Origin of the sequence: Streptomyces sp. Ru73 (assembly GCF_002920575.1) — a bacterium.
Classification (GTDB): Bacteria; Actinomycetota; Actinomycetes; order Streptomycetales; family Streptomycetaceae; genus Streptomyces.
This window is the reverse complement of record NZ_PQSQ01000032.1, coordinates 43759-66020: the sequence shown is the minus strand read 5'-3', so window position 1 is coordinate 66020 and position 22262 is coordinate 43759. Positions and strand designations below refer to the sequence as shown.

The following is a 22262-nucleotide window of genomic DNA, read 5'->3' as shown; positions in this document are numbered from 1 at the left end:
GGCCCATGGGCGGGGCGGGGCCGGGCGGTCCCGCCCCACCACGATATGGCGTCCGCTCCTCACCTGCCCTCGGCCTCCTCGGCCCCGCCCACCAGCGCCGGCGAGGCGTACCGCGACCAGGACAGGCAGCCGTCCGGCGGGCAGTACTCCGGGCGGCGCGGGTCGTGGCCCAGCTCGCGCAGCTTCGTCCGTACCGAATCGGGCGTACGGCCGAAGCGGGCCGCGATCCGCGCGATGGTCTCGCCCGCGTGGAACCGGCGGGTCAGGTCCTCCTCGTGCTGCGGCACCCAGGGGGCGCCGTGCCCGGGGAACAGCTCGCGCAGCACGTCCCGGTCCGGTATCGGCTCGGCCACGTCGGCGACGAGCGCGAGGGCGCGCAGGGCGCGGTTCAGCGCGATCCGCAGGGCCGGCACCTCGGCCAGCGGAAGGGTGAGGGCACCGGAGGCGAGGAGCGTCTCGGGCGCTTCCTCGTGCCAGCCGGTGAGGGTGAGGGTCACGGTCGCGTCGTCGTCGCTGGCGAGCTCGATGCGGAAGACCTTGTCGCCGAGCGGGAGTTCATTGAGATGCCGGAATGCCATGAGACGGTCCCCCCTGGTCCGCGCACGACCGGCCGCCGAAGGGTGGAGACAGGGGCCGGCTCGTACGGATTCAGTCTGGCAGGGGGGTACGACAACGGGGCCGCGGTCCGGGTTTTACGGGCGCCACCGGGCTCCGCCGGACTCCTCCGCCGGGGCCCGGGCGCGCCTCGCGGGCGCGGCTCCGGGACACGGCTCCCGGGCGCGGCTCGCGGGGACCTTTCCACGAGCCCGGCCGGGTCGGCCGTGCCGGGGCAGCCGTCGGCCCGCCAAGGGCCCCCGTCGGCCGGGCGGCGCCCCGGGCTCAGCCCTTGTCCAGGTAGCTCTCCCGCTCGGTGTCCAGCAGGGCGTCCAGCGCCACCCGCAGCTCGGGCAGTCCGGCCAGCTCCGGGTCGGCCGCCACCGTGGCCGTCGCCTCCTCGCGGGCCGCCTCGATGACGTCCTCGTCCTCGATGACCGCCAGCATCCGCAGGCTGGAGCGGACCCCGGACTGCGCCTGCCCCAGCACATCGCCCTCGCGCCGCTGCTCCAGGTCGATCCGGGACAGCTCGAAGCCGTCCAGGGTGCTCGCCACCGCGCCCAGCCGCGCCCGCGCCGGGCTGGCCTCGGACATCTCCGTGACCAGCAGGCACAGGCCGGGCGCCGAGCCGCGGCCCACCCGGCCGCGCAGCTGGTGCAGCTGCGAGACGCCGAACCGGTCCGCGTCCATGATCACCATGGCGGTGGCGTTCGGAACGTTCACCCCCACCTCGATGACGGTCGTCGCGACCAGGACGTCCACCTCACCGGCCGCGAACCGGCGCATCACGGCGTCCTTGTCGTCCGGCTGCATCCGCCCGTGCAGCACCTCCACGCGCAGCCCCGCCAGCGGCCCCTTGGCCAGCTGCTCGGCGACGTCCAGCACGGCCAGCGGCGGCCGCTTCTCGGCCTCCTCCGCCGCGGCCTCCTCCTCGGCCTCCCGGCCCTTCTTCTTCGCCGCCTTGGGGTCCTCCGCCTCGTCCCCGATCCGCGGGCACACCACGTACGCCTGGTGGCCGTTCTCCACCTCCTCGCGCACCCGCTCCCAGGCGCGCGCGAGGAAGTGCGGCTTGTCCTTGGCCGGCACCACGTGGCTGGCGATCGGCGACCGCCCGGCCGGCAACTGGTCCAGCACGGAGGTCTCCAGATCGCCGAAGACCGTCATCGCGACCGTCCGCGGGATGGGCGTCGCCGTCATCACCAGGAGGTGCGGCGGCTGCTTGCCCTTGGAGCGCAGCGCGTCCCGCTGCTCCACACCAAAGCGGTGCTGCTCGTCCACCACGACCAGGCCCAGGTCGTGGAACTGCACCTTGTCCTCGATCAGCGCGTGCGTGCCGATCACGATCCCGGCCTCGCCCGTGACCAGGTCCAGCAGCGCCTGCTTCCGCGCGGCGGCGCCCATGGACCCGGTGAGCAGCACGACCTTCGTCCCGTGCTCCGCTCCCCCGAGCATCCCGCCCTCGGCCAGCTCCCCCATCATCTCGGTGATCGACCGGTGGTGCTGCTGCGCCAGCACCTCGGTGGGCGCCAGCATCGCCGCCTGCCCGCCGCAGTCCACCACGGCGAGCATGGCCCGCAGCGCGACCATCGTCTTTCCGCTGCCGACCTCGCCCTGGAGGAGGCGGTGCATGGGGTGGTCGGTGGCGAGGTCGTCGAAGATCTCGCGGCTGACCTTCTGCTGGCCGTCGGTGAGGGTGAAGGGCAGACGGGCGTCGAAGGCGTCCAGCAGGCCGTCCTGGGTCAACGGGCGGGGCACGGCGGGCAGCTGGGTCTCGGCGAAGCGGCGGCGGGCGAGGGCGACCTGGAGGACGAACGCCTCGTCCCACTTCAGGCGGGCCCGCGCGTCGGCGATGTCGGCCTTGGTGGCGGGCCGGTGGATCTTCAGCAGCGCCTCGGGCAGCGGGACCAGGCCGCGGCCCTCGCGGAGCGCGGGCGGCAGCGGGTCGACCGCCTCGCGCGCACTGGGCAGTACCGCGTCCACCGCCTTGGCGATCTTCCAGGACGGCATCTTCTGGGCTGCCGGGTAGATCGGCAGCAGCTGGTTGGCGAACGCGTCCACGGCCTCCTCGCCGCCCTCGCCCGCGAGGAGTTCGTACTCGGGGTGGGCGAGCTGGAGCTTGCGGTTGAACACCGAGACCTTGCCGGCGAACATCGCGCGGCGGCCCGGCACCAGGTCGTGCCGCGGCTTGTGGATGCCCTTGCCGAAGAAGACCAGCTGGAGGCGGCCGCTGCCGTCGGTGAGCGTGACCTCCAGGCGCTGGCCCCGGCCGTGGTTGAAGGTGAGCACGCGGGCGTCGGCGACCCGCGCGACGACCGTGACGTGCTCGTCCAGCGGGAGGTCGGCGAGGGTGGTCAGCTCGCCGCGCTCGGCGTACCGGCGGGGGTAGTGGTGCAGCAGATCGCCGACCGTGTGCAGACCGAGGTGCTCGGCCAGCACCTTCGCGGTGGTGCCGCCGAGGATCTTCTTCAGGGGTTCATCCAGCACGGGTCCATTGCACACCACGCCACTGACAAGCGGCGGCAGGACCGGCGACCGGCCGGCCGCCGCCCTACTCCACGCCGATGAGCAGCAGCGGTGACTGCTGACCGCCCTCGTACACCACCGTGTCCACGGCCAGGTGGTGCTCGCGCACGTGGCGTTCGAGGCGGTCGGCCAGGTCCTGGGGGAAGCCGGTGCCCGGTACGAGGGTGACCATCTCGCCGCCGGCCGAGAGCATCCGGTCCAGCACGTCGGCCGCGACGGCCGCCGGGTCCGCGCCGATCACCGCCACGTCGCCGTCCACCAGGCCCAGTACGTCACCGGCCTGGCAGACCCCGACCGTGGTCCAGGACTGCCGCTCGGCGACCGCCAGCTCGCCGTACCGGGTGGCGCCCGCCGCCGAGGTCATGGCCACCACGTCCTCGTCGAACGTGCGGCCGGGCTCGTGGACGGCCAGCGCCGCGATGCCCTGGACGGCTGCGCGCGTGGGGATCACGGCGACGCGTACGCCCTCGGCCCGGGCCTGCCCGGCCGCCGCGGCGGCCGTGTGCCGCAGCTCGGCGTCGTTCGGCAGCAGCACCACCTCGCGGGCGTGCGCCTGCCGGATCGCCTGGACCAGCTCGCCGCTGGCAGGCGGCTCCCCGGGGCGTACGGAGACCACGCGCGCGCCGGCCTCCGTGCACAGCCCGGCCAGCCCGTCGCCGGGCACGACCACGACGACGGCGCGCTCCACGCGCTCCGGTGCCGGGCCCCGGGCGGCCTCGGCGCCCGCGAAGTGCGTGATGCGGATCCGGTACGGGCGGCCCGCCTCGATGCCCGCCTCGACGGCCGCGCCCGCGTCGTCCACGTGCACGTGGACGTGGAACAGGCCGTCCCCGCCGACCACGACCAGGGAGTCGCCGAGCCCGTCCAGCCGGGCGCGGAGCCGGGCCACGGCCTCGTCGGCGGCCTCCAGGAGGTAGATCACCTCGAAGGCGGGGCCGTCGGCGGCGGCGTGCTCCCCGGGCCCGCAGCCGCCCGCCTCGGCGACGACCGCGACGGGGTCGGTACCGGCCTCGGAAGCGGGCGCACCCACCGCGATCCGTACGCCGCCGACCGCGGCCGTGCGCTCCCCGGAGAGCGCGTCGGCGAGCGCCCCGAGGACGGCGACCAGGCCGCAGCCGCCCGCGTCGACCACGCCGGCCCTGCCGAGCACCGCCAGCTGCCCAGGAGTGGCCTCCAGCGCCTTCCTGGCGCCCTCGTGGGCGGCGCGCGCCACCGCCACCACGTCGCCGCCCGGGACCGCGCCCTCGGCGGCGTCCGCCGCGGCCGTCGCCACCGTGAGGACCGTGCCCTCCACGGGGTGCGCGACCGCCTCGTACGTGGACGCCGCGGCCCGCCGCAACGCCCGCCCGAGCGCATCGGCCGTCCCGTGCTGCGCTTCGGGGGCCGTATCGGGCCGCGCATCGGGGGCCGTCGTGTCCTGCGCCTCAGGGGCCGGCGCACGCTGCGCTTCGGGGGCCGTCGCGTCCGGCGCCTCGGGGAGCGCCGTCCGCTGTGCCTCGGGGGCCGCCGCCAGTACCTCCGTCATGCCGCGCAGCAGCTGCGCGAGGATCGTGCCGGAGTTGCCGCGGGCCCCGATGAGCGCGCCGTGCGCCATGGCGCCGATGGCGTCGGCGAGGCCGGGCACCGTGCCGGAGGCCCCGTGCCCGTCGAAGGCGGCGTCCACGGCGCGGGCCGCCGACTCCATGGTCAGATAGAGGTTCGTGCCGGTGTCACCGTCCGCGACGGGATAGACGTTGATCGCGTCGATCCGCTCGCGGTCCCGGCCGAGTGCCTCCAGGGCCAGCCCGCACCATGCGCGTACCGCGGCGGCGTCGAGCGTGTGCGGCACGGATGTCCTCCTCGGTCGGGGCCGTGCACCGCAGGGTAGCCGCGGACGGGGCGGGTGCTCGGGGCGGGGCCCCGGGCGGTCATGGTAGTTTCGTAGGGCGGGAGCGGTCGTTGTATGCTGCTCCGGTTGCCCGATGCGAATCGGGCCATTTCCCTCCCGGCACCGCTTGTCGTTCAATGCACTCGGCGCGCTGGGAATTACCGTAAGTGCATCTGAAGTCTTTGGAGTGACCCGTGGCTGCCAACTGCGACGTCTGCGGCAAGGGGCCGGGCTTCGGCAAGAGCGTTTCTCACTCGCACCGCCGCACCAACCGTCGTTGGAACCCCAACATCCAGACGGTGCGCGCTGTGATCGGGCGCACGCCGAAGCGGCTCAACGTCTGCACCTCGTGCATCAAGGCCGGCAAGGTCGCGCGCTGACGTTACGTCGTGGCGCAGCCTGCCGGTTGCCTTGAAGCCGGTCCACCTCAGGGTGGGCCGGCTTTCTGTTGTCCCGGCGCTGTTCTGCCGGTCCCGCGGCTCGTGCGCTGCCCGTACGGGGCGCCCGCACCGGTGCGCAGGCGCCTCCCGTAAGCCCTCGGCGCTCAGCGCAGCCGCCAGCCGTGGTCCACGGGCCCGATCCCCGCGCCCAGCCGGAACCCGGCCTCGATGGCGCCCGTGACGTACTCCTTCGCCGCCGCCACGGCCGCCGGGACGGTGTCGCCGTGCGCCAGCCGCGCGGCGATCGCGCTGGCGAGCGTGCAGCCCGTGCCGTGCGTGTGGCGGTTGTCGTGGCGCGGGGCACGCAACCAGTGTTCCTGATCACCGTCGGTGAGCAGGTCCACCGCGTCGCCCGACAGATGCCCGCCCTTGATCAGGGCCCAGCGCGGGCCGAACTCCAGCACCGCGGCGGCCGCCCGCCGCATGTCGGCCTCCTCGTGCACCTGTACGCCCGTGAGCTGGGCCACCTCGTCGAGGTTGGGGGTGGCGACGGTCGCGGTCGGCAGCAGCTTCGTACGGACCGCGTCCAGGGCCGTCGCGGCGAGCAGCGCGTCCCCGTGCTTGGAGACGCCCACCGGGTCGACGACGACGGGCGCGGTGAGCTCGGCGAGCAGCGCCGCGACGGTCTCCACGAGCTCCGGTGAGGAGAGCATCCCGGTCTTGACCGCCTGCACGCCGATGTCGTCCACGACGCTGCGGAACTGGGCGCGCACGGCCTCCACGGGCAGGTCCCAGGCGCCCTGCACGCCCAGGGAGTTCTGGGCCGTGACGGCGGTCAGCACGCTCATGCCGTGCGTACCGAGCGCGAGCATCGTCTTCAGGTCCGCCTGGATGCCCGCGCCGCCGCCGGAGTCGGAGCCGGCGACGGTCAGGACGCGTGGTGGTGTGTGCATGCCCCGAATCTAATCGACGCGGGGTGACGCGCACCGACGGCGGTCAGCCGACGACGTCGTCGTCCCCGAAGTGGTCCCAGCCGCCCTTCGTCCAGGGCGCGCCGTCGACCGTGACCTGGGGCAGCGCGGAGGGGTTCAGCACCTCGCCGATGACCTTCCAGCGGGCCGGCAGCTTCACGTCCGGCGGGAAGGTCGCCACGATCGCGTGGTCCTCGCCGCCGCTGAGCACCCACTGCAGCGGGTCCACGCCGCAGGCCGTACCGATGTCGGCCATCTGCGAGGGCACGTCGATCTTCTGGGACTGCAGGTCGATGCGGACCTTGCTGGCCTCGGCGATGTGCCCGAGGTCGGCGACCAGGCCGTCACTGACGTCGGTCATGGCCGTGGCGCCGAGCCCGGCGGCCGCGGGACCCGCGTGGTACGGGGGCTCCGGCCTGCGGTGCGCCTCCACGAAGGCGCGCGGGGAGCGGAAGCCGCGGGTCAGGACGGCGTGGCCGGCGGCCGACCAGCCGAGCCAGCCGGTGACCGCGACGACGTCGCCGGGCTGGGCGCCGCCCCGGGTGACCGGCTCGACGTTGCGCAGGTCGCCGAGGGCGGTGATGGCGACGGTGATGACCTCGCCGCGCACCACGTCGCCGCCGACCACGGCGGCGCCCGCGACCTGGCACTCGTCCCGCAGTCCGTCCATCAGTTCGGTGGCCCAGGTGGCGGGGAGTTCGGCGGGCACCACGAGGCCGAGCAGGATGGCGGTGGGCACGGCACCCATGGCGGCGATGTCGGCGAGGTTCTGCGCCGCGGCCTTGCGGCCGACGTCGTAGGCGGTGGACCAGTCGCGGCGGAAGTGCCGCCCTTCGAGAAGTACGTCCGTACTGGCCACGACCCGGCGGTCCGGCGCGGTGACCACGGCGGCGTCGTCGCCGGGGCCGATGCGTACGGCCGGGGTGGAGGTGAGCCGCGAGGTCAGCTCTCTGATGAGGCCGAACTCCCCCAACTCGCCCACGGTGCCCTTCATGCTGTTGCCCTTCCCATGCGTACGGACCTTCCGTACTCCACTGACGCGTCGCGCACGGCCGCCACCGCCTTACCGGACGGCCGCTCTCCGGATGACGCGTTCCGCGCCGGCCGCAGCGAACTGTTCGCCGCGTCGGCCGCGCGGGTCTCCCCGCTCCGCTCGGCGACGCGGTACCGTGGCGTCCCTTCTTCCCACATGATCCTCGAAGCCGCCCTGGAGGTCCCGTGGTACAGGCCTACATCCTGATCCAGACCGAGGTCGGCAAGGCCTCCGCGGTCGCCGAAGTGATCGCCAAGCTGCCCGGGGTCATCCAGGCCGAGGACGTGACCGGTCCGTATGACGTGATCGTGCGTGCCCAGGCTGACACGGTCGATGATCTGGGTCGCATGGTGGTCGCCAAAGTCCAGCAGGTGGACGGCATCACGCGCACCCTGACCTGCCCGGTCGTCCATATCTAGTCCCCCGTATGCTCGGCCGGGTGAAATCCTCGCCCCGCCGGTCGCTCGCTCTGCCCCTGCTCGCCGTGCTGATCACCGCGGTGGGCTGTGCCCCGTCCGACGATTCGGCGAGCGTGGCGGTTCCCGCCCCGAAGGGGGAACAGGCACGGCTCTGCCGGGCACTGCACGGGAAGCTGCCCAGCACGGTGAACGGTCTGAAGCGCCGGACCGCCGATCCCGTCTCGGACTTCACCGCGGTGTGGGGGACGCCCGCCGTGCGCCTGCGGTGCGGCGTACCGAAGCCCGACGTGCTGCAACGCGGTAATGAACATTACAACCCGATGCAGGACGCCGCGAAAATCAACGGCGTCGAGTGGGTCTTCGAGAAGCAGGACGACGGCTACCGCTTCACGACCGTGCTGCGCCGCGCGTACGTCGAGGTGACCGTGCCGGGCACGTACGCGCCCGAGGTGAACGTGCTCCCCGACCTGGCACCGGCCGTACGGAAGACGGTGCCGGTCGGGGTCGTGTAGCACGCCCCGGCCGGCGGCGTCCGGGGCTCAGCGCAGGCCCGTGGAGCGGCGCAGCGCCGCCTGGATGAGCCGGTCCACCAGCTCGGCGTAGCTCACGCCGGACTCCTGCCACATCCGCGGGTACATCGAGATGGGCGTGAAGCCGGGCAGGGTGTTGATCTCGTTGATGACGAACTCGCCGTTCTCCTGCAGGAAGAAGTCGGCCCGCACCAGGCCCTCGCAGGACGCCGCCTCGAACGCGGCCACGGCCAGCTCCTGGACGCGTGCGGTCTGCTCCTCGGTGAGCGGCGCGGGCACCAGTCCGGCGGCCGAGTCGATGTACTTGGCCTCGAAGTCGTAGAAGTCGTGCGCGGTGACCGGCGGGATCTCGGCGGGCACGCTGGCGCGCGGACCGTCCTCGAACTCCAGCACGCCGCACTCGATCTCGCGGCCGCGCAGCAGCGCCTCCACGATGATCTTCGGGTCGTGGCGGCGGGCCTCCTCGACGGCCTCGTCCAGCCCGGCGAGGTCGTCCACCTTGGAGATGCCCATGGAGGAACCGGCCCGGGCGGGCTTCACGAACAGCGGCCAGCCGTGCTCACCGGCGAAGTCCACGATCTTCTTGCGCGCCGCGGCGGGGTCCTGCTCCCACTCGCGCGGGCGGATGACCTCGTACGGGCCGACCGGCAGCCCGAAGGAGGCGAAGACCCGCTTCATGTAGTCCTTGTCCTGGCCGACGGCCGAGGCGAGCACGCCGGAGCCCACGTAGGGCACGCCGGAGAGCTCCAGGAGGCCCTGGAGGGTGCCGTCCTCGCCGTAGGGGCCGTGCAGCACGGGGAAGACCACGTCGACGTCGCCGAGCACCTTCGGGACCTGGCCGGGCTCGCTGTAGACGACCTCGCGGCTGGTGGGGTCGACCGGCAGGACCACGGCGCCGTCGGTGGACTCGGCCAGCTCCGCCACGCTCGGCAGCTTCCGGTCCGCGATGGCCATCCGCTCCGGCGCGTCGGCGGTCAGCGCCCAGCGGCCGTCCGTCGTGATGCCGATCGGCAGCACGTCGTACTTCTCGCGGTCGATGGCGCTCAGGACGGCACCCGCGGTGACCACGGAGATGGCGTGCTCGGAGCTGCGGCCGCCGAACACGACGGCGACGCGGGGCTTCTGGGTGGAGGTCTCGCTGCTCATATCGCGACGAGACTACCTGTTGGTACGGCCGAAGCGAACGACTTGGGGGGCGTGGGGCGCTTCTCCGGGCCAAGACCCCGCGTTCCTGGGCAGGGCCCCTCCCTCTCCCCAAACCAACGGGAGAACTCCCGCCCCCATGACAAAGGCCCCTCCCCCACCTCCGCCACGCATACCCGCAAAGTAGCGCTCACGGACCGTGGCCGTCGGGGCCTGTGGACAACCGTCGTTCAGTGCCGCTCCGACTTGGCCGACCGCGACATCAGTTCCTTCAGCGCCACCAGCGGCGGCTTGGCGTCATGGACGATGTTCACCACCGTCTCGGTGATGGGCATCTCCACACCGTGCCGCCGGGCCAGGTCCAGCACCGACTCGCAGGACTTCACGCCCTCCGCCGTCTGCTTGGTGACCGCGATGGTCTCCTCCAGGCTCATGCCCCGGCCGAGGTTGTGACCGAAGGTGTTGTTCCGCGACAGCGGCGAGGAACAGGTGGCGACCAGGTCGCCCATGCCCGCCAGCCCCGCGAACGTGGCCGGGTCCGCACCCAGCGCCAGCCCCAGCCGCGTGGTCTCCGCGAGGCCGCGCGTGATGAGCGACGCCTTGGCGTTGTCGCCCAGCCCCATGCCGCCCGCGATGCCCACCGCCAGGCCGATGACGTTCTTCACCGCGCCGCCCAGCTCCGCCCCCACCACATCGGTGTTGGTGTACGGACGGAAGTACGGGGTGTGGCACGCGGCCTGCAGCCGGGTGGCGACGGCCTCGTCGGCGCACGCCACGACCGCGGCGGCCGGCTGCCGGGCCGCGATCTCCTTGGCGAGGTTCGGGCCGGTGAGCACCGCCACCCGCTCGGCGGGCACCTTCGCGACCTCTTCGATGACCTCGCTCATCCGCTTGGCCGTACCGAGCTCGATGCCCTTCATCAGGGACACCAGCACGGTGTCGGCCGGCAGCAGCGGCGCCCACTCGGCGAGGTTGCCGCGCAGCGTCTGCGACGGCACGGCCAGCACGGTGAACTCCGCGCCCGCCGCGGCCTCGGCGGGGTCGGTGGTGGCCCGTACGGTCTGCGGCAGCTCCACGCCCGGCAGGTAGTCCGGGTTGGTGCGGGTCGTGTTGATGGCCTCGGCGAGCTCCGCGCGGCGGCCCCACAGGGTCACCTCGCAGCCCGCGTCGGCCAGCACCATCGCGAATGCGGTGCCCCACGACCCCGTGCCGTAGACGGCGCAGCGCGTCACTTGCCTTCATCCTCCTGAGTACGGCCGGGCGGCGTGTCCCTCTGCTGCATCTGCTGGGTCTTGCGGCGCTGTTCGGCGCGGGCCTTGCGGTGGTCGTACGGCTCGGCCGGCGCGGGCTCGTCGCGGACCTCGGCCAGGATGTCGGTCACCGCGCGCATGATGCGGTCGGTGACCTCGCGCAGTACCTCGGCGGTGGGCTCCTGGCCGTAGAACTCGGAGAGGTCCACCGGCGGGCCCGCCTTCACGCGGAGGGTCTTGCGCGGGAAGAGCCGGAGCTTCTTCTCCTTGGCGTACGGCGGCATCGCCTCGTTGGCGCCCCACTGGGCGACGGGGATGACGGGTGCCTTGGTGAGCAGCGCGACGCGCGCGGCACCGGTCTTGCCCTGCATGGGCCACATGTCGGGGTCGCGGGTGAGGGTGCCCTCGGGGTAGAAGGCGACGCATTCGCCGCGGTTGATGGCGTCCACGGCGGCCCGGAAGGCGGTGGCCGCGTCGGTGGACTCGCGGTAGACCGGGATCTGGCCCGTGCCGCGCATGACCGCGCCGACGAAGCCGCCCTTGAAGAGGGCGGCCTTGGCGAGGAATCGCGGGACCCGTCCGCTGTTGTACTGGTAGTGCGCGTAGGAGAGCGGGTCGAGATACGAGTTGTGGTTGACCGCGGTGATGAATCCGCCCTCGGCCGGAATGTTCTCCATTCCCTGCCAGTCCCGCTTGAACAGAACCACGAGCGGCGGTTTTGCGATGACCGCTGCGAGGCGGTACCAGAAGCCGATTCTGTGGCGGGACACTCGGACACCCTCCTTATGGGACCTGCTGAGCTGCGGCGACCCGGCAGCCGCACAAGTGTCGCCCCCGGTACCCGGTCTGTCGAGGACACCGTATCCCCGCGTCCTGCTGCGGGCGGCGGCGGCAGGTGACAATGCTGCCGATGCGAGAAGAAGGAGCGGACGCGGTGTGGAGCCTGGTGGTGCCCCTGAAACCGCTGGTGCGGGCCAAGAGCAGGCTGTCCGCCGCGGCGGACGCCCGCTTCCGGCCCCGGCTGGCGCTGGCGTTCGCGCTGGACACGGTGGGCGCGGCGCTGGAGTGCCCGGTGGTGCGGGATGTGGCGGTTGTCACGGATGATCCGCTGGCCGGTTCGCAGCTGGCGGAGCTGGGTGCGCGCATTGTGGCCGATGTACCGGCGGCGGGGCTGAATCCCGCGATCGCGTACGGGGCGCGTGCCGTGCGGGCCGTACGGCCGGCTGCGCCGGTGGCGGCGCTGAACGCCGACCTTCCCGCGCTGCGGCCGGCGGAACTGGAACGGGTGCTGGCGGCGGCCGCGCAATTTCCCCGTGCATTTCTCGCGGATGCGGCGGAAATCGGTACGACGCTGCTGACGGCGGCGCCGGGTGCGGAATTGGCACCGGCATTCGGTGGTGCCTCCCGGGCGCGGCACTCGGCTTCGGGTGCCCGGGAGATCGTCCTGTCCGGTGTGCCGTCGGTGCGGCAGGACGTGGACACTCCGGAGGATCTGCGGGTGGCGCTGGAATTGGGTGTGGGGCCGCGGACGGCCCGGCACACGGCGGCGATATCGGCGGGGATCGCGGCGCTGGGGGCTCCGGGGGCGCTGGGGGCTTCGGGGGCCTGAATCGGGGCCGATGTGGGGCGAAGGGCCGTACCGGGACTTGCAGGGGCCGTACCGGGCCGGAAGGGGCCGTACCAGGGCTGGAAGGGCCGCACCGGGCTCTCAGGAGCGCTGCCGGGCGCTTCTCAGCATCCCTGGCCTGCACTCAGGAGGGCCGCCGGGCCCTCAGGAGGTCCGCCGGGCGCCCGGAACGTCTCTCGGAATGTCTCTCAGCACGTCTGCCGGCACGCCTGTCAGAACGTCTGGAGGGTGATGAGCGTGATCCGGCGGTTCTCGCCGTCGCCGGTCACGTCGATGCGGACGCGCTGGCCCGGGCGGAGCAGCCGCAGGCCGCCGGCGTCGAAGGCGGCGGTGTCGAAGGGCAGCGGGGTGCCGTCGTCGAGCAGCACGCTGCCCGTGCGGCTGTCGGCGTCGTAGGTGTATGCGGTGGCCTGCATGGTCAGAGCCTAATCGGGCGGGGCGCGGACAACGCACCGCGGGCCGGGCTCCTCGGGGGAGCCCGGCCCGTCGCGAGGGTCCGCCGGACGGTCAGCGCTTGCGCGCGGTGGTCTTCTTGGCGGTGGTCTTGCGGGCGGTGGTCTTCTTCGCCGGGGCCTTCTTCGCGGTGGTCTTCTTGGCCGGCGCGGTCTTCTTGGCGGTGGCGGTCTTCTTCGCCGTGCTCGCCTTCTTGGCCGGGGTGGCCTTCTTGGCGGTGGCGGTGGTCTTCTTCGCCGGGGTGGCCTTCTTGGCGGTGGTCGCCTTCTTCGCCGTGGTGGTCTTCTTCGCCGGCGTCGCCTTCTTGGCGGTGGTGGCCTTCTTCGCGGCGGCCGTGGTGGTCTTCTTCGCCGCCGACTTCTTGGCGGTGGCCTTCTTGGCCGCGGCCTTGGCGGTGGTGCGGGTGGAAGAGCCGCCCTGGAGGCTGCCCTTCGGGGCCTTCTTGACGGCCACGTCGTTCTTGGGGAGCTTCTTGGAGCCGCTGACGAGGTCCTTGAAGCCCTGTCCGGCGCGGAAACGCGGCACGGAGGTCTTCTTCACGCGGACCCGCTCACCCGTCTGCGGGTTACGGGCGTAACGCGCCGGGCGGTCGACCTTCTCGAACGAACCGAAACCGGTGACCGACACGCGGTCGCCGCCGACCACGGCACGGACGATGGCGTCCAGGACCGCGTCGACCGCGTCGGCCGCGTTCTGGCGTCCGCCGAGCTTCTCCTGAATGGCTTCTACGAGCTGCGCCTTGTTCACGTCTTCCCCTTCGGAGACATTGCTGGAACGAATGTGTCCAAGCTTTTTCGCACGTTAGGCAGATATATACCGCAAATCAAACACGAAACGGGCTAATCACCCTTGTGCCGCAACGAACTCGACCGTCACGGAGTTCCGTCGGCATCCACGTCTTCGGGATAACGGCCTTCGTCGAGGTCGTTCATGAACCGCTCCAGACGCCGTGCCGCGCCGGCCAGATCGTGTTTTGCCGCAGCCGTGATGACGAGCAGCTTCCGGGTCAGCGCCATCCGTACGCCCTCCGGGACTTGCAGTGTCCGCACGCGTGTGTGTGCGGCCTTGAGGCGGTCGGCGACAAGACCGTAGAGCTCCAGTTGGCCGTCGCGTTCCATGCGCTAATTGTGCCATCTGCGGTGAGTTGTCGCTTCACGGGGCCTCAACACGCCACTCAACAAGACGAAGCGCCCCTTGCCAAGTAGCAAGGAGCGCATCGTATGCAAGATGTCTTTCAGCCAGAAAATCCCGAGGTCAGGCCACTACCGTCTGCGGCTTGAAGGCCGGGCGCTTCGCCTCGTACGCGGCGATGGCCTCCTCCTCTCGGAGGGTGAGGCTGATGTCGTCCAGCCCCTCCAGCAGCCGCCAACGCGCGTTCTCGTCCAGCTCGAAGCCGGCCTTGACGCCCTCGGCCCGGACCTCGCGGTTCACCAGGTCGACGGTCACCTCGGCGGCGGGGTCCGCCTCGGCCAGCTGCTGGAGCGCCTCGACGGTCTCCTGCGGCAGAACGACCGTCAGCAGGCCGTTCTTGAGGGAGTTGCCGCGGAAGATGTCGGCGAAACGCGAGGAGATGACGGCCTTGAAGCCGTAGTTCTGCAGCGCCCACACGGCGTGCTCGCGGGAGGAGCCGGTACCGAAGTCCGGGCCCGCGACCAGGACGGTGGCGCCCTGGTACGCCTCCTGGTTGAGCACGAAGTCGGGCTGCTTGCGCCAGGCCTCGAAGAGGCCGTCCTCGAAGCCGTCCCGGGTGACCTTCTTCAGCCAGTGGGCGGGGATGATCTGGTCGGTGTCCACGTTGCTGCGGCGCAGCGGGACGGCCCGGCCGGTGTGGGTGGTGAAAGCTTCCATCGTTCTCAGACTCCAGCGGGCGCGGGGACGGCGGCGTCGGACAGGTCGGCCGGGGACGCCAGGTGGCCGAGAACCGCCGTGGCGGCGGCGACCTGGGGCGAGACCAGGTGGGTGCGGCCACCCTTGCCCTGCCGGCCCTCGAAGTTGCGGTTGGAGGTGGAGGCGGAGCGCTCGCCCGGGGCCAGCTGGTCCGGGTTCATGCCCAGGCACATGGAGCAGCCCGCGTGCCGCCACTCGGCGCCGGCCGCGGTGAAGACCTTGTCCAGGCCCTCCTCGACGGCCTGCAGCGCCACCCGGACGGACCCGGGGACGATCAGCATGCGCACGCCGTCGGCGACCTTGCGGCCGTCCAGGATGGAGGCCGCGGAGCGCAGGTCCTCGATGCGGCCGTTGGTGCACGAACCTACGAAGACGGTGTCCACCTTGATGTCGCGCAGCGGCTGACCGGCCGTCAACCCCATGTATTCCAGGGCCTTTTCGGCGGCGTACCGCTCCGAAGCGTCCTCGTAGGACGCCGGGTCCGGGACCCGCTCGGACAGCGGCGCGCCCTGGCCGGGGTTGGTGCCCCAGGTGACGAACGGCGCCAGCTCGGAGGCGTTAATGACGACCTCGTGGTCGAAGACCGCGTCGTCGTCGGTGCGCAGCGTCTTCCAGTACTCGACCGCCGCGTCCCAGTCCGCGCCCTTGGGGGCGTGGTCGCGGCCCTCGAGGTAGTCGAAGGTGGTCTGGTCGGGGGCGATCATGCCGGCCCGGGCGCCCGCCTCGATGGACATGTTGCAGATGGTCATGCGGGCTTCCATCGACAGTTTCTCGATGGCGGAGCCGCGGTACTCGATGACGTAGCCCTGGCCGCCGCCGGTGCCGATCTTCGCGATGATGGCGAGGATCAGGTCCTTGGCGGTGACGCCGTCGGGCAGCTCGCCCTCGACGGTGACGGCCATCGTCCTGAAGGGCGACAGCGGCAGCGTCTGGGTGGCCAGCACGTGCTCGACCTGGCTGGTGCCGATGCCGAAGGCCAGCGCGCCGAAGGCGCCGTGGGTGGAGGTGTGCGAGTCACCGCAGACCACGGTGGTGCCCGGCTGGGTCAGTCCCAACTGCGGTCCCACCACGTGGACGACGCCCTGCTCGACGTCGCCCAGCGGGTGCAGCCGGACGCCGAAATCCGCGCAGTTCTTGCGCAGCGTCTCCAGCTGGGTGCGCGAGACCGGGTCGGCGATGGGCTTGTCGATGTCCAGCGTGGGGGTGTTGTGGTCCTCGGTGGCGAGGGTGAGGTCCGTACGGCGCACCGTGCGGCCGGCCTTGCGGAGGCCGTCGAAGGCCTGCGGGCTGGTCACCTCGTGCAGCAGATGCAGATCGATGAAGAGGAGGTCCGGCTCGCCTTCCACGCGCTTGACGACGTGGTCGTCCCAGACCTTCTCCGCGAGTGTCCGTCCCATCGCTGTCCCTCCGGCCGGCGGCTTCGCCGGCCCAACTCGTCTGATTGCGCGCCGCTCGTGTCCCTCGTACCGGGCGGTACACGGGCCCCGGTCCAGGGCCTCGGACCAAGAGTGGCGACTTCCGCGGAAAATTGAACTTGCGTTTCACAGTGTGAGACGCGAGTATCGTTGCATGGACAACTCTAGCGGCGTCGGCGTTCTCGACAAGGCGGCTCTGGTATTGAGCGCTCTGGAGTCCGGTCCGGCCACCCTCGCCGGGCTGGTCGGAGCGACCGGGCTCGCGCGCCCCACGGCGCACCGGCTTGCGGTGGCTCTGGAACACCACCGGATGGTGGCGAGGGACATGCAGGGACGGTTCATCCTCGGACCGCGGCTGGCGGAGCTCGCCGCTGCGGCCGGCGAGGACCGGCTGCTGGCCTCGGCGGGCCCGGTGCTCACGCACCTGCGCGATGTGACGGGCGAGAGCGCCCAGCTCTATCGCCGGCAGGGCGACATGCGGATCTGCGTGGCCGCCGCCGAGCGGCTCTCGGGCCTGCGGGACACCGTCCCGGTGGGCTCCACGCTCCCGATGAAGGCGGGCTCCTCCGCGCAGATCCTGATGGCCTGGGAGGAGCCGGAGCGGCTGCACCGCGGCCTCCAGGGGGCGCGCTTCACCGCGACCGCGCTCTCGGGCGTACGGCGTCGCGGCTGGGCCCAGTCGATCGGTGAGCGGGAGCCGGGCGTGGCCTCGGTCTCCGCGCCCGTACGCGGCCCGTCGAACCGCGTGGTGGCCTCCGTGTCGGTCTCCGGGCCGATCGAGCGCCTGACGCGCCACCCGGGCCGGATGCACGCCCAGGCCGTCATCGACGCCGCCGCGCGCCTCAGCGAGGCCCTGCGGCGTACGAGCTGACCCTCTCCCCCGCGCCTGTCGTCGCCAGCGCCGCCGGCGGCAGGCAGCGGGCCTGCACACTCTCTTCTCTTGTGAGGCCGGGATCGGTGGAGGATGCGCAAAAAGGCCCTTCACCGAGGTGAAGGGCCTTTCCTGTGGTACCCCCGACCGGATTCGAACCGGCGCTACCGCCTTGAGAGGGCGGCGTGCTAGGCCGCTACACAACGGGGGCTCGCCTGCTTTTCAGCAGAGTGTGCAGTTCGACTGCTCAACTGCGCTGGCCTACCAGGACTCGAACCTAGACTAACTGAACCAGAATCAGTCGTGCTGCCAATTACACCATAGGCCATGGTGGTGTAGACCAATCGAGACCGGTCTACCAGTACCCCCGACCGGATTCGAACCGGCGCTACCGCCTTGAGAGGGCGGCGTGCTAGGCCGCTACACAACGGGGGCCCTAGCGATCCTCATCATCACCGCATCCGGGAGCGACCCGAAGGTGGTGGAGTGCAAGGATCTGTACCCCCGACCGGATTCGAACCGGCGCTACCGCCTTGAGAGGGCGGCGTGCTAGGCCGCTACACAACGGGGGCTGGCACTGCAATTCAAGAGACGTGCTTCGACGTGCGATGACGCAAAAGATGATCTCTTGCTGGCCTACCAGGACTCGAACCTAGACTAACTGAACCAGAATCAGTCGTGCTGCCAATTACACCATAGGCCACCAAAACGCAACCCCCTACGGGGATTTTGTTCGGCTTGCGCTTCCCGGCCGGGCCTTTCGGCCCTCTCGGGCGGCGCAGAAAGAACATTACCCGAAGGTGTCCGGCGCTCCAAAACGCGTATCGCCGCGCAGCAGCCCGGGGAGCTGGTTCAGGCCGGTGATCCGCACCAGCTCGGGCCGGCCGCCCAGTCCCCGGCGGTCCAGCCAGATGCCGGTGAGGCCCGCCGCCACGGCCCCACCGGCGTCGATGTCGGGCTGGTCGCCCACGTACGCCACCTCGGCGGGCGGCAGCCCGAGGGCCTCACAGGCGGCGTGGAAGGCCCCCGGCGCGGGCTTGGCGACCCCGAGGTCGGCCGCGCACACCAGCGCCTCGAAGCGGTCGCGCACGCCCAGGACGCGCAGCTTTCGGTCCTGGTTGTGCACGGAGGAGTTCGAGAGCACCGCGTGCCGGTAGTCCGCCGCGAGCAGCTCCAGGACCGGCAGGGTGTCCGGGAAGAGCTCCCAGGCGGCCTCGTAGTGCGCGAGGTACCGCCCGAACCAGGCGTCGGCATCGTCGTCGTCCATCTCCGGCGCACCGAGGAAGTCCCGCACGCGGTCGCGGCGCTGCGCCTCGAAGGAGATGCCGCCCTGCTCGAACCGCCGCCAGTGCAGCGCGGTGAGCTCCTTCCAGCGCGTGAGGGCCCGGTCGACGGAGGGATACCCGTCGGCCAGGCCCTCGGCGAGGAGGTGCGCCTGCATTCCCGCGCGGTCGGCGCTCGCGTAATCGAAGAGCGTGTCGTCGACGTCCCAGAGAACCGCACGTATCGGCATGCCCCGCACGTTACCCGCGGGGCGGGCTCAGGAGACCCAGTTCTTCAGGGGCTCGGCGTCGAGGGTGAGGTTCACGGGGTCGGGGAGGGCGATCGTCCTGCCGAACGGGGCGATCCGCATCCGCTCGTACCGCGGGCCGTCCGGCTCGGAGAAGGCCGTGATCTCACGGCTGCAGCGGTCGATCAGCAGGTACACGGGGATGCCCGCCTCGGCGTACGCGCGGGGCTTCTCGTCCCGGTCCCGGCGGTCGGCGTCCGCGTCGTACGCCGTCACCTCGACGGCCATCAGGACCGGTCCGGGGTCGGACCACTCCCCGTCCCCCACGAAAGCGTCCCGTTCCGCCAGGACGCCGCGTCTCCCCGCGCCTCGACCTTGAGGCCCCGCGAAGGGTGGAGCGACAGCTCGGGGCGGTGCTCCTGGCACAGCCGCTGGAGCCACCCGAGCGTCGTGCTGCGGTTCCCGTCCGGCCGGGGCCCGGCCCCCAGCCGTCCGCCGAGGAACTCCAGGCGCAGCTTCTCGGCGGCGCTGTACGCGCAGCGGGCCAGCTCCTCGAATTCGCTCACCCGCATGTGCGGCCGGCGTGCCGATGTGTTCATGGTTCCCTCCCCGGGGTTCGGACGCTTCCCGGGGAACGAGCGAGGGGCGCCGACCGGTGTGGTCGGCGCCCCTCTTTCCGGGTGCGGGTGCTTACGCGGCCAGCTTCTTCAGGGCCGCGTCGATGCGGGCCAGGGTGCGGTCCTTGCCGAGGATCTCGAGGGACTCGAAGAGGGGCAGGCCGACCGTGCGGCCGGTGACGGCGACGCGGACCGGGGCCTGGGCCTTGCCGAGCTTGAGGCCGTGCTCCTCGCCGGCGGCCAGGACGGCCTCCTTGAGGGAGTCGGGGCTCGACCAGTCCGCGGTCTCCAGCCTGTCGCGGGCGGTGGTGAGCAGGGCCACCGGGTCGCCCTTGCCCATCGCCTTGGTCCAGGACGCCTCGTCGAAGACCGGCTCCTTCAGGAAGAGGAAGTCGACGTTGTCGGTGATCTCGGAGAGGACCTTCAGGCGGCTCTGGGCGTGCGGCGCGATCGCGTCGAAGACCGCCTGGTCGAAGTCGGCCTCGTCCCAGGGCGCGAAGGGGGCCCGCAGCCAGGGGGCGCAGCGCTCGGTGAAGTCCTTCACGTCGAGCATGCGGATGTGGTCGGCGTTGATCGCCTCGCACTTCTTGAGGTCGAAGCGCGCCGGGTTGGCGTTGACGTCCTCGATCTCGAACTTCGCGACCATCTCGTCGATGGTGAAGAGGTCCTGGTCCTCGGAGAAGGACCAGCCGAGGAGGGAGAGGTAGTTCAGCAGGCCCTCGGGGAGGAAGCCGCGCTCGCGGTAGAGGTTGAGCGAGGACTGCGGGTCCCGCTTGGAGAGCTTCTTGTTGCCCTCGCCCATGACGTACGGCAGGTGGCCGAAGGCCGGGATCTGCTTGGCGATGCCCAGCTCGATCAGCGCCTTGTAGAGCGCGATCTGCCGCGGGGTGGAGGACAGCAGGTCCTCGCCGCGCAGCACGTGGGTGATCTCCATGAGCGCGTCGTCGACCGGGTTGACCAGGGTGTACAGCGGGGCGCCGTTGGCGCGGAGGATGCCGTAGTCGGTGACGTTCTCGGCGGTGAAGGTCAGCTCGCCGCGCACCAGGTCGGTGAAGGTGATCGTCTCGTCGGGCATCCGGAAGCGGACGATCGAGGTGCGGCCCTCGGCCTCGTACGCGGCCTTCTGCTCGTCGGTGAGGTCGCGGCACTTGCCGTCGTACCCGGAGGGCCGGCCGGCCTTGCGGGCGGCCTCACGGCGCTCGTCGAGCTCCTCGGCGGTGCAGTAGCAGTGGTAGGCGTGGCCGGCGTCCAGCAGCTTCTGCGCGACGTCCTGGTAGATGTCCATGCGCTGGGACTGCCGGTAGGGGGCGTGCGGGCCGCCGACCTCGGGGCCCTCGTCCCAGTCGAAGCCGAGCCAGCGCATGGCGTCCAGGAGCTGGTTGTAGGACTCCTCGGAGTCGCGGGCCGCGTCGGTGTCCTCGATCCGGAAGACCAGGGTGCCCTGGTGGTGCCGGGCGAACGCCCAGTTGAAGAGGGCGGTGCGGACCAGGCCCACGTGGGGGTTGCCGGTCGGGGAGGGACAGAAACGTACGCGGACGGGGGTCGCGTTAGCCACGCTTGATCACCTTGTTGGTGAGAGTGCCGATGCCTTCGATGGTGACGGCGACCTCGTCGCCGACGTTGAGCGGGCCGACCCCGGCGGGGGTGCCCGTGAGGACGACGTCGCCGGGGAGCAGCGTCATCGCCTCGGTGATGTGGACGATCAGGTCCTCGATGGAGCGGACCATCTCGCTGGTGCGGCCGAGCTGGCGCTGTTCGCCGTTGACGGTGCACTGGATGGTCAGGTCGCTCGGGTCCAGTTCCGTCTCGACCCAGGGGCCGAGGGGGCAGGAGCTGTCGAAGCCCTTGGCGCGGGCCCACTGCTTCTCGCGCTTCTGGACGTCCCGCGCGGTGATGTCGTTGGCGCAGGTGTAGCCGAGGATGACGTCCTTGACGCGCTCGCGGGGCACCTCGCGGCACATGCGGCCGATGACGACGGCCAGCTCGGCCTCGTGGTGCACCTCCTGCGAGAAGGCGGGGTACACGACGGGGTCGCCGGGGCCGACCACGGAGGTGGAGGGCTTGAAGAAGGCGACCGGCACGTCGTCGACCTCGTTGCCGAGCTCCTTGGCGTGCTCGGCGTAGTTGCGGCCGATGGCCACGACCTTGTTGGGGAGGACGGGCGGCAGCAGCCGCACCTTGTCCAGGGGGACCTTCTGGCCCGAGCGCTCGAACTCGGCGAAGGGGTGTCCCTTGATGACGTCGAGGTCGTTGCCCTCGACGACGCCGAAGCCGACGTTGCCGTCGATGGAGAATCTGGCGATGCGCACGGAAGCCGCTGCCCCTCTTGATGTGGTGCCGGGAGTGGACACCCCAGGCTATCGCGGGAGGCAGCTCCGGCCCCTGTCCCTTTTGTACGGGGCGTGCTGCCCGGTTTTGTGCGTGGCGTCCTACTCGGGCGCGTTCATCAGGACCGTGCGGCGCGGGTTGGCGGTCTGGGCGGGCAGCTCGACGACGGGCTCCGGCTGCGTGGTGTCCTCGGCCGGCGCGGTCTGCAGCTCCTCGGCGTCCTTCAGGTGCGCCAGGGTGGTGCGCCGGGGGTTGGCTATGGAGCGGAACATCATCGTCGTCTTCACTGCGGTGTGCCTCGCGTCTCGCGTGGGGTGGACATGATTCAGGTGCCGCTGGGCGATTGCGGCACCTGTGTAAAACGCAAGGCTATGCGCGGCATTCCCGTCGGCAGGGCGGTCAAGTCGACGATCTTCCTGTGAGTTTGCTCACGAACAGTGTGGCAAATGCCGCAATTTTCATGATCGAAAACCGTCGCCGAAACGGACATTGGCGGATCGAAGGGCACGTTCCACTCCCCTTTACCGCACCCGGGGTGGCGCGCTATAGCGCCCGGAAGGCCCGCAAAAGCCCGTTATAAGGGGCGAGAGCTTCTACGACTCGTAACCCACTCCATACATTGCGTCACTCATGTCACAGCCAGCGGCTCTGCTCTTGTTGCCGCTTCCGCACTGTGCTGGAATTCCCCGGACCGCCGCATGTTTCACACGGCGCGCAGGGGGCGCAGAGCAGCGCCGCGCGGTGGGTGCCGCTCTCTTCGCCAGAGGGAGCAGTCCACCGGTCACACTCACGACCGCCATGGGGCCCGCGGCCCCCTACGACTCGACACCGTCCCGCCGTCACC

25 protein-coding genes and 5 tRNA genes are annotated in these 22262 nt (G+C 71.4%); 5 read left to right on the top strand and 25 right to left on the bottom strand.

Annotated elements, in window-relative coordinates; genetic code table 11:
- Positions 1–59 precede the first annotated feature (59 nt).
- The 3 genes from C3486_RS16575 to C3486_RS16565 all read right to left on the bottom strand — a co-directional run bounded on the left by C3486_RS16575 (position 60) and on the right by C3486_RS16565 (position 4945).
- Complete coding sequence (locus C3486_RS16575) at positions 60–578, bottom strand: hypothetical protein (RefSeq protein WP_103833476.1); 519 nt, start codon at positions 576–578, stop codon at positions 60–62.
- A 301-nt stretch (positions 579–879) separates the two neighbouring features.
- Positions 880–3078: an ATP-dependent DNA helicase RecG gene (gene recG, locus C3486_RS16570; protein WP_103833475.1), complete on the bottom strand. Its 2199-nt coding sequence runs from the start codon at positions 3076–3078 to the stop codon at positions 880–882.
- Positions 3079–3142: 64 nt separating this feature from the next.
- A complete protein-coding gene (locus C3486_RS16565) occupies positions 3143–4945 on the bottom strand; it encodes a DAK2 domain-containing protein (protein ID WP_103833474.1) in 1803 nt (600 codons plus the stop codon).
- A gap of 233 nt (positions 4946–5178) precedes the next feature.
- Here C3486_RS16565 and rpmB point away from each other — a divergent pair, with 233 nt between their 5' ends.
- Positions 5179–5364: a 50S ribosomal protein L28 gene (rpmB, locus tag C3486_RS16560; protein ID WP_030267048.1), complete on the top strand. Its 186-nt coding sequence runs from the start codon at positions 5179–5181 to the stop codon at positions 5362–5364.
- A 164-nt stretch (positions 5365–5528) separates the two neighbouring features.
- Here rpmB and thiD read toward each other — a convergent pair whose 3' ends face one another.
- Both thiD and C3486_RS16550 read right to left on the bottom strand, forming a co-directional pair.
- A complete protein-coding gene (gene thiD / locus C3486_RS16555; protein WP_103833473.1) occupies positions 5529–6317 on the bottom strand; it encodes a bifunctional hydroxymethylpyrimidine kinase/phosphomethylpyrimidine kinase in 789 nt (262 codons plus the stop codon).
- Positions 6318–6360: 43 nt separating this feature from the next.
- The gene (locus tag C3486_RS16550) at positions 6361–7329 is read right to left on the bottom strand and encodes a thiamine-phosphate kinase (protein WP_103833472.1); all 969 of its coding nucleotides are present in this window, start codon (positions 7327–7329) and stop codon (positions 6361–6363) included.
- A gap of 224 nt (positions 7330–7553) precedes the next feature.
- Between C3486_RS16550 and C3486_RS16545 the strand changes: the two genes are divergently transcribed.
- Positions 7554–7787: an Lrp/AsnC family transcriptional regulator gene (locus tag C3486_RS16545; RefSeq protein WP_030267036.1), complete on the top strand. Its 234-nt coding sequence runs from the start codon at positions 7554–7556 to the stop codon at positions 7785–7787.
- Between the two features lie 8 nt (positions 7788–7795).
- Positions 7796–8299 carry a DUF3515 domain-containing protein gene (locus C3486_RS16540; protein ID WP_103833471.1) on the top strand — a complete coding sequence of 168 codons (504 nt, stop codon included), beginning with the start codon at positions 7796–7798 and terminating at the stop codon, positions 8297–8299.
- Between the two features lie 27 nt (positions 8300–8326).
- On the opposite strand, the gene C3486_RS16535 is transcribed toward C3486_RS16540, so the two are convergent.
- From C3486_RS16535 to C3486_RS16525, 3 genes are all read right to left on the bottom strand, one after another.
- A complete protein-coding gene (locus C3486_RS16535; protein ID WP_103833470.1) occupies positions 8327–9463 on the bottom strand; it encodes a D-alanine--D-alanine ligase family protein in 1137 nt (378 codons plus the stop codon).
- Positions 9464–9690: 227 nt separating this feature from the next.
- Entirely contained in the window at positions 9691–10692 is a 1002-nt protein-coding gene (locus C3486_RS16530) for an NAD(P)H-dependent glycerol-3-phosphate dehydrogenase (protein WP_103833469.1), read from the bottom strand.
- Positions 10689–11480, bottom strand: a complete 792-nt coding sequence (locus tag C3486_RS16525) for a 1-acyl-sn-glycerol-3-phosphate acyltransferase (RefSeq protein WP_103833468.1) — start codon at positions 11478–11480, stop codon at positions 10689–10691. Before C3486_RS16525 ends, C3486_RS16530 begins: the two co-directional genes overlap by 4 nt.
- Positions 11481–11611: 131 nt before the next feature.
- Between C3486_RS16525 and cofC the strand changes: the two genes are divergently transcribed.
- Positions 11612–12319, top strand: coding sequence for a 2-phospho-L-lactate guanylyltransferase (gene cofC, locus C3486_RS16520; protein ID WP_181138575.1), 708 nt, complete (start codon positions 11612–11614; stop codon positions 12317–12319).
- A 230-nt stretch (positions 12320–12549) separates the two neighbouring features.
- On the opposite strand, the gene C3486_RS16515 is transcribed toward cofC, so the two are convergent.
- From C3486_RS16515 to leuC, 5 genes are all read right to left on the bottom strand, one after another.
- Positions 12550–12753 (bottom strand): hypothetical protein, encoded by a 204-nt coding sequence (locus tag C3486_RS16515; RefSeq protein ID WP_103833467.1) that lies wholly within the window; start codon positions 12751–12753, stop codon positions 12550–12552.
- 91 nt (positions 12754–12844) lie between these two features.
- Positions 12845–13537 (bottom strand): HU family DNA-binding protein, encoded by a 693-nt coding sequence (locus tag C3486_RS16510; protein ID WP_103833466.1) that lies wholly within the window; start codon positions 13535–13537, stop codon positions 12845–12847.
- Between the two features lie 125 nt (positions 13538–13662).
- A complete protein-coding gene (locus C3486_RS16505; RefSeq protein ID WP_030267010.1) occupies positions 13663–13908 on the bottom strand; it encodes a hypothetical protein in 246 nt (81 codons plus the stop codon).
- A 136-nt stretch (positions 13909–14044) separates the two neighbouring features.
- On the bottom strand, positions 14045–14638 hold the full coding sequence (gene leuD / locus C3486_RS16500; RefSeq protein WP_103833465.1) for a 3-isopropylmalate dehydratase small subunit: 594 nt from the start codon (positions 14636–14638) through the stop codon (positions 14045–14047).
- Positions 14639–14643: 5 nt separating this feature from the next.
- Positions 14644–16074 (bottom strand): 3-isopropylmalate dehydratase large subunit, encoded by a 1431-nt coding sequence (gene leuC / locus C3486_RS16495; protein WP_103833464.1) that lies wholly within the window; start codon positions 16072–16074, stop codon positions 14644–14646.
- A gap of 172 nt (positions 16075–16246) precedes the next feature.
- On the opposite strand from leuC, the gene ndgR reads away from it, so the two are divergent.
- On the top strand, positions 16247–16963 hold the full coding sequence (gene ndgR / locus C3486_RS16490) for an IclR family transcriptional regulator NdgR (protein ID WP_103833463.1): 717 nt from the start codon (positions 16247–16249) through the stop codon (positions 16961–16963).
- Between the two features lie 135 nt (positions 16964–17098).
- Here the strand turns inward: ndgR and C3486_RS16485 are convergent.
- The 12 genes from C3486_RS16485 to C3486_RS36950 all read right to left on the bottom strand — a co-directional run bounded on the left by C3486_RS16485 (position 17099) and on the right by C3486_RS36950 (position 21926).
- Positions 17099–17174 (bottom strand) — tRNA-Glu (locus C3486_RS16485).
- A 45-nt stretch (positions 17175–17219) separates the two neighbouring features.
- Positions 17220–17291, bottom strand: a tRNA-Gln gene (locus C3486_RS16480).
- Positions 17292–17325: 34 nt separating this feature from the next.
- A tRNA-Glu gene (locus C3486_RS16475) sits at positions 17326–17398 on the bottom strand.
- 64 nt (positions 17399–17462) lie between these two features.
- Positions 17463–17535, bottom strand: a tRNA-Glu gene (locus C3486_RS16470).
- Between the two features lie 59 nt (positions 17536–17594).
- Positions 17595–17666, bottom strand: a tRNA-Gln gene (locus tag C3486_RS16465).
- A gap of 87 nt (positions 17667–17753) precedes the next feature.
- On the bottom strand, positions 17754–18476 hold the full coding sequence (locus tag C3486_RS16460) for an HAD family hydrolase (RefSeq protein ID WP_103833462.1): 723 nt from the start codon (positions 18474–18476) through the stop codon (positions 17754–17756).
- Positions 18477–18503: 27 nt separating this feature from the next.
- Positions 18504–18761, bottom strand: a complete 258-nt coding sequence (locus tag C3486_RS38555; protein WP_308461247.1) for a Uma2 family endonuclease — start codon at positions 18759–18761, stop codon at positions 18504–18506.
- Positions 18761–19072, bottom strand: a complete 312-nt coding sequence (locus C3486_RS38550) for a hypothetical protein (protein WP_308461246.1) — start codon at positions 19070–19072, stop codon at positions 18761–18763. Before C3486_RS38550 ends, C3486_RS38555 begins: the two co-directional genes overlap by 1 nt.
- A gap of 91 nt (positions 19073–19163) precedes the next feature.
- Complete coding sequence (gene gltX / locus C3486_RS16450; RefSeq protein WP_103833461.1) at positions 19164–20645, bottom strand: glutamate--tRNA ligase; 1482 nt, start codon at positions 20643–20645, stop codon at positions 19164–19166.
- On the bottom strand, positions 20638–21399 hold the full coding sequence (locus tag C3486_RS16445) for a fumarylacetoacetate hydrolase family protein (protein ID WP_052864974.1): 762 nt from the start codon (positions 21397–21399) through the stop codon (positions 20638–20640). The genes gltX and C3486_RS16445 overlap by 8 nt, the downstream gene beginning before the upstream one ends.
- 120 nt (positions 21400–21519) lie before the next feature.
- Complete coding sequence (locus C3486_RS16440; RefSeq protein ID WP_103833460.1) at positions 21520–21705, bottom strand: hypothetical protein; 186 nt, start codon at positions 21703–21705, stop codon at positions 21520–21522.
- Positions 21706–21743: 38 nt separating this feature from the next.
- Positions 21744–21926, bottom strand: a complete 183-nt coding sequence (locus C3486_RS36950) for a hypothetical protein (RefSeq protein WP_146075006.1) — start codon at positions 21924–21926, stop codon at positions 21744–21746.
- Positions 21927–22262 lie beyond the last annotated feature (336 nt).

Excerpts from the sequence above, each read along its gene's own strand:
- leuC (WP_103833464.1), bottom strand. The coding sequence starts at position 16,074 with ATGGGACGGACACTCGCGGAGAAGGTCTGGGACGACCACGTCGTCAAG.
- C3486_RS38555 (WP_308461247.1), bottom strand. The coding sequence starts at position 18,761 with ATGGCCGTCGAGGTGACGGCGTACGACGCGGACGCCGACCGCCGGGAC.
- cofC (WP_181138575.1), top strand. The coding sequence starts at position 11,612 with ATGCTGCCGATGCGAGAAGAAGGAGCGGACGCGGTGTGGAGCCTGGTG.
- C3486_RS38550 (WP_308461246.1), bottom strand. The coding sequence starts at position 19,072 with ATGAACACATCGGCACGCCGGCCGCACATGCGGGTGAGCGAATTCGAG.
- C3486_RS16575 (WP_103833476.1), bottom strand. The coding sequence starts at position 578 with ATGGCATTCCGGCATCTCAATGAACTCCCGCTCGGCGACAAGGTCTTC.
- thiD (WP_103833473.1), bottom strand. The coding sequence starts at position 6,317 with ATGCACACACCACCACGCGTCCTGACCGTCGCCGGCTCCGACTCCGGC.
- C3486_RS16505 (WP_030267010.1), bottom strand. The coding sequence starts at position 13,908 with ATGGAACGCGACGGCCAACTGGAGCTCTACGGTCTTGTCGCCGACCGC.
- C3486_RS16540 (WP_103833471.1), top strand. The coding sequence starts at position 7,796 with ATGCTCGGCCGGGTGAAATCCTCGCCCCGCCGGTCGCTCGCTCTGCCC.
- ndgR (WP_103833463.1), top strand. The coding sequence starts at position 16,247 with ATGGACAACTCTAGCGGCGTCGGCGTTCTCGACAAGGCGGCTCTGGTA.
- leuD (WP_103833465.1), bottom strand. The coding sequence starts at position 14,638 with ATGGAAGCTTTCACCACCCACACCGGCCGGGCCGTCCCGCTGCGCCGC.
- C3486_RS16460 (WP_103833462.1), bottom strand. The coding sequence starts at position 18,476 with ATGCCGATACGTGCGGTTCTCTGGGACGTCGACGACACGCTCTTCGAT.
- C3486_RS16515 (WP_103833467.1), bottom strand. The coding sequence starts at position 12,753 with ATGCAGGCCACCGCATACACCTACGACGCCGACAGCCGCACGGGCAGC.
- C3486_RS16550 (WP_103833472.1), bottom strand. The coding sequence starts at position 7,329 with ATGAAGGGCACCGTGGGCGAGTTGGGGGAGTTCGGCCTCATCAGAGAG.
- C3486_RS16535 (WP_103833470.1), bottom strand. The coding sequence starts at position 9,463 with ATGAGCAGCGAGACCTCCACCCAGAAGCCCCGCGTCGCCGTCGTGTTC.